We start from the raw sequence: 11658 nt of genomic DNA, 5'->3' as shown, positions 1-11658 counted from the left end.
TTGTTGTCCCAAAATAGTTTCCATTGAAGGCAGGGCAAGACCTTCTGTAAAGCTGCCAAATTTTGCACCGAGTCCCCCAATTTGTTTACCTAATTCTTTGAGTTGGCGGTCAGTCGCCTTCTGTTGCTGACTAACTTGTTTCAATAGTAGGTCAGTTTCTTTTTGAGCAGTAGCTAATTCTGCTAACAGTTGCCATACGTCTTCTGATGTGGTTGCCATAGATGATTTTCTCCGTAATAATGTTTATTATAATCTGCCAAACTTATAAAATTTGGTAAACCCTAAATGCTGGTAATTATACACAAAAACAACGTTTCAGTCCATTCCACCACTGCCCCATAAGTATCTCCCGTATGTCCACCCAACTGATAATTAAACCAAGCTGCGGTAACAACAGAAATCACAGTTCCAGCTACAACCATCCCTACAGCTAAAACTAATTTCTGGGGATAAATTAACCAAACAACAGCACTCAAACCTAGCAACAAAAAGAAGCTTGGTAACAAATCCAAATGAGAACGAATCGCCTGTTTATGAAACGCACCTTTACCAGTCGGTTTCAGATAAGGGTATTGACAAATAGCTATTTGTTGTCCCCAGCGTCCCCACCCACAAGCCGCCATTAATACAAAATAATGATTTTCAGTTATATCTGTTAAAGCTGTTATTTTCAAAATAATAATCACAATGGCGGACATTGCCCCAAACGCACCAGTAGCACTATCCATCATTACCTGCAATCTGCGTTGAGGATCACCCACCGCTAAACCATCGGCTGTATCCATTGCTCCATCTAAATGTAACCCTCCCGTAATTGCTATCCACGCACCCACTACCAAAGCATTACGAGTTAGCACGGGGACACCTAAATAATTCATCCCTGTATCTAAACCACCTAAAATTCCCCCAATCATCAACCCAATTACTGGCGCAAAACAAGCAACCTTTTGGAAGTCTAAGTTTTGTAAATAGGGTAAAGGAATAGCAGTATAGAAAATTACAGCCGCAACTAAATTTAAGAACTGCTGTTGCCACCAGCGTAAAACGTTAGCCATACTTGAGAAAGAGTTCAATTAGCCAAATGCTTCCGGTGTTCATGAATATAAATGTTCTGATCATAGATTACTCCCAGACTGGCAATTTACCGCCAATAATTAGCCGATCGCCTCCCACCTGATATTTTGGAACTATGGGAAATTAACAATCCATCTCTTCGATTGTCTGGCTGCGTTGTCACTCACCTTCCATAACCCGCTATTTCTCTATGAGTCATCATCTACCCCACACAAAAATACCAGCGCCGTGTATAGTCAACACAGGCATAGTTGTCAATAAACTCGATATCCGCAGATTACTGCATGATTTAGGTAGAGTCCACTACACCTACACCCAAGAAAATCAGCTATTGAGTGAGGGTGAAGGGGATGTAATGGAAGTGTTCGCTGATTCTCATCGCTCTACCTTAGTCACGAATAATGCACTATATGTGAATGTGGATAGTTTTGATTATCTAGAATTAAAACAATCTCCACAACAAGAAACCTACTTCGACTTAATCCAAGAGCAAATGTGTTTACGCTTGATTCCCCTGTCCACACCTTTGCAAACACGACGCGATCGCCAATTTAATGTCACTGCGATCGAAGCCATGATGGATCAAGTCCTAGCAGCTAGATGGGATGCAGAAATTGATGACGACTGTTGTGATTCTTTTTAAAGGAGTCAGGAGTCAGGAGTCAGGATGTAAAAATATAGGAATTGCAGATTGCCCTACGCTCTTAGCAAACCCTCACAAAACAATCATATCCTCTCTGGGGTGATAGTGGATTGCGGGGTGTCACCCTCACAAGACAAAAAAACCCATGAACTGTCCTAAGTAACACTAGAAATGTTAAGTTGATGGATAAATTTAGATAACTAGTATTTTTGCTTTGAGCGCCAACTTTTCCTTTGAAAGTCTCGCTACCTGTAGTCAGACTAAAGCTAGAGCCGGAATATTTTCTACTCCCCACGGAATCGTAGAAACACCCATATTTATGCCTGTGGGAACATTAGCTAACGTCAAAACTATCACCCCTGCCCAACTGGGAGCAACAGGAGCGCAGATGGTTTTAGCTAATACCTATCATTTACATCTCCAACCGGGAGAAGCCATCGTTGCTGGTGGTGGTGGGTTACATAAATTCATGGGTTGGTCTGGACCAATGCTCACAGACTCCGGTGGATTTCAGGTTTTCAGTCTGAGCGAAATGCGGAAAATCACTGAAGAAGGTGTAACTTTCCGCTCACCTCATGATGGGCAAATCATTAAATTAACCCCAGAACGCTCCATTGAAATTCAGAATGTTTTAGGGGCGGATGTGATCATGGCTTTTGATGAATGTCCTCCCTATCCTGCCACCCGTCAGGAAGTAGAAGCTGCTACAGACCGGACATACCGCTGGTTAAAACGCTCTATATCCGCCCATCAACGCCAAGATCAGGCATTGTTTCCCATTGTTCAAGGGGGAGTATATTTAGATTTACGCGCCCGTGCTGCTCAAGAATTGGCGCAGTTGGATATGCCGGGATATGCCATTGGTGGGGTGAGTGTAGGTGAACCAACGGATTTAATGGCGCAAATCGTGCAAACGACAGCCCCGCTGTTACCGGTGAATAAACCCCGTTATTTGATGGGTGTGGGGACTTATCGAGAAATGGCCATAGCCATCGCTTCTGGTGTAGATTTATTTGATTGCGTTATTCCCACCCGCTGGGCTAGACATGGAACAGCTATTGTTGCCGGTGAACGCTGGAACATCAAAAATGCTAAGTTTCGTGAAGATTTTACCCCATTGGATACAACTTGCCCTTGTTACACCTGTAAAAACTTCAGTCGGGCTTATTTAGCTCATTTAGTGCGATCGCAGGAAATATTAGCTTATACTTTGTTGACTATTCATAACATCACCGAACTAATTCGCTTTACCCAAAAGATTCGCGCATCTATTTTGAGCGATCGTTTTGTCACTGATTTTGGTCATTGGTTAGAACCATCAGAAATTGAACTAGAAAAAACCGATAACTGAATCAACACAATCCCTATCAACCATAATCACAACATCATCATTAAACTTCTGGTTCAATACCAAGGGACTTTAATTGGGCAATTAGACGATCATTTTTCTGACGTTCTAATTCCGCCCTTTCCTCACCACTTAACAACAAATTACCCTGTAAATCCCAGAACCGTAACCAAGGTAATTCAAGATTTTGATATTTACCCTGCCAAATTCCTAACTCAATTCCCAAAGGTGCGATCGGAAAATGTCTACGTTCATTGGCTGCTAATAATTGATATTGTCCTTCAATGAAATGATAAACTTCTATGCTGGCTTTTTTTACTTCATAAATACAATAAAAAGCTGGATGAATTACCTGTTCATAAATCCAAAATTTACCTTTCCAGGAAGTGCTATCTCGTTCTTTATCACCATTTCCAGAAACAAATTCTAACACAATTAATGGAGCAATAAATTCCTGCCAAAGTACATAAGAATTTCGTACTTCACCATTGACAACAGGTGGCACATTCGGCACATAAAACCATTTTGGAAATTCTGCACCGCATTCTGGAGTGTAAGTCATTTTCCAATAGATACCTAAATCATGTCCAATACAATATTGACCATCTGGGTGATATTTTTGTAATATGGGTTTGATAGATTCTGTTAGTAAAATACTTTGAAAATGTTCTTGCCAATTTTGACCTACGGTACGCTTCGCTAACACAGGCGTAGTGTCAGACTCTGGTAGTTGAGTATGGTCTGGAAAACCATTTTTAGCCGTAGAGTCGCCGTTAACCATTGTATACTCTCACTTTTTGATTGAGTGCATAAACTATTATATACCAATTACCTGGGTTTTCCCAATGTCGTAATATAGATTACTGCTTCATCTATAGGGATACCTAAGACATCATTTACTTGGTCATCAAAAAAGCCAGCGATACCACTGACACCTAAGTTAAGACGAATGGCTGCTAAATTAAGCCTTTGTCCTAAAATACCTGCATCTAAGTGTAAGTAACGATAAACACGATCTCCGTATTGAGCGATCGCATTTTTTAAATCAGCGGTATGAAATAATACTGCACCTGCATCTCTGCCTAATTCCTGCCCTAAACATAAGAAATGTAATTCTCGACGGAAATTTTTAAACCGAATTTGCCGTAATTCTTGGGCTTTAGGTGCGTAATAATAACAACCTGGATCTAATCCTTGCACTCCAGAAACAGCTACAAATGTTTCTATTAAATTCAAATCGAAATAATCAGGATGAGGATCTAAATTTTGGTCAATATAATTTTGTGGTTGATAAGTAAAATCAAGTAAAGCCTTCAATTCATCAAAACTTAAATCATCACCAGTATAAGCACGAGTTGAACGGCGTTTATAGATAGTATTCGATAAATCTGCTAAATCTTCTCCCCAATAAATTGGTGTAGTTCGGGTTGAAAATTTTTCACAAAAAGGGAAGTTATACTTGTCTTCCAAAGATTTTTCTAATTCCACATTGGGTAAATTTAACTTACTATTATTATCCACCGGGATTTGCGTATTTAGATGAAAATATTTCAGCAATTCACCATCAGGAATAGATGGATAATTAGTGGCAGTTGTCGAAGGTAAAGCAGTCCGGCCTAGTGGTAAATTTTGGCGAACATCTAACAAATCTGCTAAGGCTAAAACAGCGGTTGTTCCTTCTTGTTCATGATCAATATAAAGTAATTCATTCACAGCTTCATCGGCAAAACCGCCAATTAAATGAGAGCGATAATCGGCAATATTACAAGCCAACTGAATATTACTTAAAAGATGCCCCGTGTCAAGAAAAATTCGCCGATAAGCCCTGTCTTCATAACGCCAAGCCGAACGATAAAAAACCGCAGTTGTAATAATAGCTAATTGGGTACTTTCTAGGGAAGGATGCCAAAAACAAGCAGATTGTAAACTTTGCCAAACATCACTTTCCCAAAAGTGCATTAAAGAATGAGTTCGACATTGATAGTTATACAGTCCCGGCGGTAATAATGGTGTCCCGCGAGAAACTAAATATACTTCAGCCGGATATAATCCCCCCGCACTAGGGGCAGAACGTAAGTATACTGTATTACCCAAAGAAGGCATTTTTGCCGTGAGTCCATAACTGTGAAATAATAGTTGAGAAAGCCGCCACCACCATTTGGTATCTTGGTTATTGGCAACAGTTACCGCTGTTTCTTGCAGATAAGGTTTGAGGTCAATATCAGAACCAATTTTGTACTCTTTGAACGGTACTGGCTGTTTATTCCAGTCTAAATTACGACTTTTAGAAGCCAGGGTTTCGGGGTGGTACTTAGTCCGGTCGTGATAGTGTTGGGAAATGGATTGTTCTATTTCTGGCATAGTAATTTTAATATCCTTGTAGTCCTACTTTTGATTTTGACATTTATTAGTTCCATTAATTCGTACTAATCAGTACAATTATCAAAATTAAAAATTAACCCCAAAAAAGTGATTTTTCTGGTAAAATTCCCTCTTCCCCTGTCATGGAAAAGATTGACAAAATGATGCCTGTACGTCAAACTCTATCAACATCTGATATTCAACTTTCTTATTTAGAATGGAATCAAGGTCAAGAACCATTACTGTTATTACATGGTATGGCTGACCATGCCTTGGTTTGGTCTAGTTTGGCAGATTATTTAGCAGCAAATTACCATATAGTTGCGCCAGATATGCGTGGTCATGGTGAGAGTAGTAAGCCAGAACACGATTATACCTTTGCCAGTGCGATCGCTGATTTGGAAGCATTAATGGACAAACTAGGATGGTCTGCGGCTCATATCGTCAGCCACTCCTGGACAGGAAAATTAGCCGCTATTTGGGCTAGAGAGAACCCAGCCAGATTAAAAAGTATCACCTTAGCAGATCCCATTTTTATCTGGAAAATGCCCAGTTTCCTAAAAATCACATTTCCTCTCTTGTATCGCGTCTTACCTTTCCTCAAAAGTATGGGACCATTTACCAGTTACCAAGAAGCTGAACAAAAAATTAAACAACTCAGTCAATATCAAAATTGGAGTTCTTTACAACAGCAAGTTTTTCAAGCCGCAATAGAACAAAAACCCGACGGGACTTGGGGTAGCAAATTTACCATAGCCGCCCGTGATGGCATTTTTGATGCAGTCATGAAAGTACCAGGTTTTATTCACCCAGTTGATACACCTGCCCTCTTTATACAACCAGAAAAAGGCGTAAACCGCCAAAACTGGCAAATTCAACCTTACAAAACCAACCTCAAAAACTTAAATCTATGTCAAGTTCCCGGAAATCATTGGCCATTTTTAACCAACCCCACAGAATTTAATCAAACAGTCGCCACCTTTTTAGCATCACAAACATGAGATATAGCAGGAGTCAGGAGTCAGGAGTTAGGAGTTAGGAGTCAGGAGTCAGGAGTCAGGAGTCAGGAGTTAGGAGGAAGAAAGAAGAAAGAAGAAAGAAGAAAGAAGAAAGAAGAAAGAAGAAAGAAGAAAGAAGAAAGAAGAAAGAATTAAGTAGAGGCGCAAGGAAGGGAAATATTCTTTTGCAACTGACAACTGACCAATTACCAATTACCAATTACCAATTACCAAATTATGAGCCTTTGCATTAATCCAGTTTGTCCTCAACCTAACCATCCAGATAATGACGAAAACCGTTTTTGTCAAAGTTGTGGTTCTCAATTGGAATTGATAGGACGTTATCGAGTATTACGTTTATTGAGTGATAAAACTGGATTTGGCAAAATTTACGAAGCCTACCAACAAGACACCCCAAAAATTCTTAAAGTCCTCAAAGAACAATTAACAAATGATAGTAAAGCCTTAGCACTATTTCAACAAGAAGCCAACGTTTTACAACAACTAAATCATCCAGGGATTCCGCAAACAGAAGGTTATTTTCCCTATCAAACCAGAAATAATCTTATCTTGCATTGTATGGTGATGGAAAAAATTGAAGGACCAAATTTAGAACAATGGTTAAAACAACAACAAAACCGTCCCATTTCTGAAGCCCAAGCCATAGTCTGGTTAAAACAACTATTAGAAATATTAGATTTAGTACATAACCAACAATACCTGCATAGAGATATTAAACCATCAAATATCATGATTCGTCCAGATGGACAATTAGTATTAATTGACTTTGGTACAGCCAGAGAAATTACCAGAACCTATCTAACCAATGGTGGAGGAATGACAGCAATTTCATCATCAGGTTATAGTCCTCCAGAACAAATGCAAGGACAAGCCATACCTGCATCAGATTTCTTTGCTTTAGGACGGACATTTGTATTTTTATTAACAGGATTTCCCCCCGAACAATTATATAATCCTCATTTAGATATTTTACAATGGCGACATCATGCCAATCATATTTCTCCATTATTATTAGATTTCATTGATTGGTTAATGTCAACAGCAGTCAATCAACGTCCTAGCAATGCAGAAGAAATTTCCAGAAGATTAGCAGAAATTGAAGCTAAACTCACAACAAATACATCCGCAACCGTGAATATTGGCGGGTTAGCAAAAACAGAAATAATTAATCAACTAACTACCAATAATACCGTTATTACCCCGCCCAAACAACCGGAAAAATTATCATTATTATCCTGGTTCGCCGCTTTAATAGTTTCTTTATTACTACTTTGGTGGGTATCATTAGCATTTAGAAATACCAAATTTGCGGCTTTACCCCCTGACTATGGACAAGCACCAATTAAACAAGGTAAAGTTGATTATTTTCCCTATGAAGAAGGAAAAGATAGTCAAGGGAGAGTTGCCGAATTTAATATTGCAGTTTTATCAGTAGAATACAAATGGCAATTAGGCAGCACTTATCAAATTAAATATAATGATCAAATTATGAGTCTTGATTCTTTAAAATCTAATTTAGAACAAGAAGGAATTCAAAAAATTATGGAAAATCCCAGCGAAATTATTTCTGTAGGAACAGCTTCTTGTGAGGGTGATATTACCGCCGAACAAAGCCGCGCCTTAGAACGTTCTAAACAAATCCAATTATTAGCAAAAAAGATATTTAGTAACACACCCAGTGTTAAAGGTTATCGCTTATTAAATCTGGGACAATTTCAGAGAAAAGATTGTCAAGTAAGTCTTGATTCAACAGCTTATCAACGCAGTATTATTATCATTGGTGTCAAAAAACAAGCTGAAGGGGTAATATTGGATGAAGCCTTAAGAGATAGATTAGAGAAAAAGCCTTTTGCTGATTTTAAATTAGAGGATTATTCTCTAGGTTCAATAGATAAATTTAAAACAGTACCTAGTAATTTATAATCCACATTCCGCAGATGTGGTTTTAGAGATTTAACCAAACCAAATCAACCATACGGGTAGTGCGAAAAATAACCCGATAAAACTTAAAGCAATACTACTGGCTAACAAGTTGCGATCTAAGTCATAAACTTCCGCTAAAATCAGCACAGAAAGCCCTGTGGGTGTTCCTGACATTAGTACCAATATTAAACGCTGTTCGCCAATTATACCCAAGAAAGTCGCAGCTAATCCTACCAGTAAAGGGACAACCAAAACTTTAAGAATACTGGCAATTAAGGCAATATCCAAATTTTTATATTCTTTGATTGTTCCTAGTCGCAAACCAACCAGCAATAAAGCAAAGGCAATAACTACCCAAACAGCTTGTTCTAAACCTGACTCAATCATCGCAGGTAATTCTACAAATTGGGTATTTAAGCCCATAAAAAACGTCCACAAACTAGGAACAGTAGCTATATCTCGTAATTGTATCCACCAATGATTTTCGGTTTCTCTCTGTCCAAAATAGCTGGCAATTAAAACAGCAATTCCATAAGTACCGACAACGTTATTTGTGACGCTGAATAATACCGCCCAATCGTTATTTTCTGGGCTGGTTAGGACCTGTGTAAGTGTCAGTCCCACAAAACCTGTATTCCCTAAAATGGTTGCTAAAATAAAACTGCCCAAACTTGCCCGCTTTAGGGAGTCTGACACTTCTATCTTGTCCTGTGCTGGCTGGCTTTTACTACTTGTTAACGATTGCCAAAGCCACCAAATTAACAATGCTAGCACCAGACTCAGTAGCAAAACGCCTACTCCTATTCCTGGAATAAGTCCACCAATAGATGAGTTGGTATGACGCGCTAATACTAGCAATTGTAGTGGCACTCCCACCCAGTATAGTGACTGTCCTAGTAACTTGGCGAAATTATTGGGGGTAAAGCGAGATAATACTAGTCCTAACCCTATCCAAATAAATAGAGAAGTGTAGGCTTTAAATAGGGTTTCAATCATGGTGAAGTGGCTGGTAATTTTTCCATAAAAAAGGTGAGCTTGTTCAGCCCACCTCACAAAATTAGAAAATATGCCGTGAAGATTAACCTAACAATGCTTTGGCTTTAGCTAAAACATTATCAACAGTGAAGCCAAACTTCTCCAAACAAATACCACCAGGAGCAGAAGCACCAAAAGTATCAATACTTACGGTGTCGCCTTCGCTGCCAACATATTTGTGCCAACCGAAGCTACTAGCAGCTTCTACAGATAGACGCTTAGTAACATCTTTAGGAAGAATGGATTCTCTATAAGCTGCATCTTGTGTATCAAACAAGGTAGAAGACGGCATAGAAACAACACGAACTTTCTTCCCGACCGCAGTTAATTTTTCTGCTGCACTTACACAGAGGCTGACTTCTGAACCAGTACCAATCAAGATGATATCTGGTGTACCTTGGCAATCAACAATTGTATATCCACCCTTAGCTACACCTGCAATGGATGTACCTGCCAAGTTAGGAACGTTTTGACGAGTGAACGCCAATAAGGTAGAAGCGTGTGCTTTGGACTTCTCAATTGCGAGTTTATAAGCTCCAGAGCATTCGTTTCCGTCAGCGGGACGAATTACGGTTAAATCAGGAATAGCACGCAAAGAAGCAAGGGTTTCAATGGGTTGGTGAGTAGGACCATCTTCACCTTGACCAATGGAGTCGTGTGTCATGACCCAAATTGAACCGGCTTCAGAGAGAGCAGCCAAACGAATGGCAGCCCGCATATAATCTGTGAAGATAAGGAAGGTCGCACCGTAGGGAATTAAACCTGAGTTGTGCAACGCCATACCATTACAAATCGCACCCATAGCGTGTTCCCGCACCCCAAAGTGGATGTTGCGGTTGGCGAAATGTCCTTTTTGGAAGTCCCCAGCACCTTTGAGTTCGGTGAGGTTGGAGTGGGTTAAGTCAGCAGAACCACCAATTAATTCTGGTAAAACAGCCCCTAGTTTGTTGAGGCAGTTTTCTGAGTGTTTACGGGTGGGTAATGCTTTATCTTCGGTTGTGTAGGTAGGTAATACTTGATCCCAACCGTCTGGTAATTTGCCGCTAATGAAACGGTCAAATTCAGCCGCTTCTTGGGGGTATTTAGCTTTGTAGTCAGCATAAACCTTGTTCCATTCAGATTCGTAACTAGCACCGCGTTCAACAGCCTTACGGGTATGGTTAAGGGCATCTTCAGGAACTACAAAGGCATCATATTCCCAACCTAAGTTTTTGCGGGTGGCAATGGTTTCTTCTGGACCCAAAGCCGCACCGTGAATACCGGCAGTATCTTGTTTGTTGGGAGAACCATAACCAATGGTGGTTGTCACCTTAATCATGGTGGGTTTGTCAGTGACAGCTTTTGCGTCAGCGATCGCTTTGGCAATTCCGGCTAAGTCGGTGTTACCGTCTTTAACATGGATAACGTGCCAACCGTAAGATTCAAACCGTTTGGAAACATCTTCGGTAAAAGCTACATCTGTAGAACCATCAATGGATATGTGGTTATCGTCATAAAGAGCAATCAGTTTACCTAATCCCCAGTGTCCAGCAATAGAAGCAGCTTCACCGGAAATCCCTTCCATGTTGCAACCATCACCCAGAAGTACATAAGTATAATGATCAACTATCTTGGCATCTGGTTTGTTGAACTTAGCAGCCAGGTGTGCTTCTGCTACGGCTAAACCCACTGCATTGGCAATTCCTTGACCCAAAGGTCCTGTTGTCACTTCTACACCGGGTGTAACAAAGTTTTCGGGGTGGCCTGGGGTCTTAGCACCCCATTGACGAAATTGCTTGATGTCGTCTATGGTAACGCTATCGTAACCAGTCAGGTACAGTAAGGCATACTGCAACATTGAACCATGACCGGCGGACAAAACAAAGCGATCGCGGTTGAACCACTGGGGATTTTTGGGGTTATAGCGCATGAAGCTATCCCAAAGCACAAAAGCCATTGGAGCCGCGCCCATCGGTAGTCCAGGGTGTCCCGATTTAGATTTTTCTATGGCATCTACAGCCAAAAAGCGGATCGAATTAATACAAAGTTCTTGGATGGATTGGGTTGCAACAGCCATAATCTCTTATTGTTAACGACGGGTTAGGACTCTTTTTAGCTTTTTCTTGGTGGGTTCATTATCAAGTGATCCCACTTTCCCCATCATCCCATTCTTAATTGTCAATGGACAAGAGGGATGTTCTGAGTTTTTGGTGATGAATACAGCCGATAATTTGGTCTTGCTGTTCCCAAAGTGTGGCATAAGCCATACTAACGGT

10 protein-coding genes are annotated in these 11658 nt (G+C 40.2%); 4 read left to right on the top strand and 6 right to left on the bottom strand.

The window, feature by feature from the left end:
• Both PN471_RS19655 and cobS read right to left on the bottom strand, forming a co-directional pair.
• Positions 1-219: hypothetical protein (locus tag PN471_RS19655; RefSeq protein WP_442867169.1), on the bottom strand; the 219-nt coding region annotated here is incomplete at its 3' end.
• Positions 220-281: 62 nt separating this feature from the next.
• A complete protein-coding gene (gene cobS / locus PN471_RS19650; RefSeq protein ID WP_271778276.1) occupies positions 282-1055 on the bottom strand; it encodes an adenosylcobinamide-GDP ribazoletransferase in 774 nt (257 codons plus the stop codon).
• 209 nt (positions 1056-1264) lie between these two features.
• On the opposite strand from cobS, the gene PN471_RS19645 reads away from it, so the two are divergent.
• Both PN471_RS19645 and tgt read left to right on the top strand, forming a co-directional pair.
• Positions 1265-1717, top strand: a complete 453-nt coding sequence (locus PN471_RS19645) for a hypothetical protein (RefSeq protein ID WP_193891376.1) — start codon at positions 1265-1267, stop codon at positions 1715-1717.
• Positions 1718-1931: 214 nt separating this feature from the next.
• The gene (tgt, locus tag PN471_RS19640) at positions 1932-3068 is read left to right on the top strand and encodes a tRNA guanosine(34) transglycosylase Tgt (RefSeq protein WP_271778275.1); all 1137 of its coding nucleotides are present in this window, start codon (positions 1932-1934) and stop codon (positions 3066-3068) included.
• A gap of 40 nt (positions 3069-3108) precedes the next feature.
• Here the strand turns inward: tgt and PN471_RS19635 are convergent, their stop codons facing one another.
• Positions 3109-3846, bottom strand: coding sequence for a Uma2 family endonuclease (locus PN471_RS19635; protein ID WP_271778274.1), 738 nt, complete (start codon positions 3844-3846; stop codon positions 3109-3111).
• Between the two features lie 47 nt (positions 3847-3893).
• Positions 3894-5426, bottom strand: a complete 1533-nt coding sequence (locus PN471_RS19630) for a SagB/ThcOx family dehydrogenase (RefSeq protein ID WP_271778273.1) — start codon at positions 5424-5426, stop codon at positions 3894-3896.
• 164 nt (positions 5427-5590) lie between these two features.
• On the opposite strand from PN471_RS19630, the gene PN471_RS19625 reads away from it, so the two are divergent.
• On the top strand, positions 5591-6427 hold the full coding sequence (locus PN471_RS19625) for an alpha/beta fold hydrolase (RefSeq protein WP_271778277.1): 837 nt from the start codon (positions 5591-5593) through the stop codon (positions 6425-6427).
• Positions 6428-6661: 234 nt separating this feature from the next.
• Positions 6662-8368 (top strand): serine/threonine-protein kinase, encoded by a 1707-nt coding sequence (locus PN471_RS19620; RefSeq protein WP_271778272.1) that lies wholly within the window; start codon positions 6662-6664, stop codon positions 8366-8368.
• Between the two features lie 30 nt (positions 8369-8398).
• Here PN471_RS19620 and PN471_RS19615 read toward each other — a convergent pair whose 3' ends face one another.
• Entirely contained in the window at positions 8399-9364 is a 966-nt protein-coding gene (locus PN471_RS19615; protein ID WP_193891395.1) for an AEC family transporter, read from the bottom strand.
• Between the two features lie 82 nt (positions 9365-9446).
• Positions 9447-11459: a transketolase gene (tkt, locus tag PN471_RS19610; protein WP_271778271.1), complete on the bottom strand. Its 2013-nt coding sequence runs from the start codon at positions 11457-11459 to the stop codon at positions 9447-9449.
• Between the last annotated feature and the right edge of the window lie 199 nt (positions 11460-11658).

It is taken from the genome of Aphanizomenon sp. CS-733/32 (genome assembly GCF_028330045.1).
Classification (GTDB): Bacteria; Cyanobacteriota; Cyanobacteriia; order Cyanobacteriales; family Nostocaceae; genus Dolichospermum; species Dolichospermum gracile.
The sequence above is the reverse complement of the archived record's forward strand: the minus strand, read 5'-3'. Positions and strand labels throughout refer to the sequence as shown.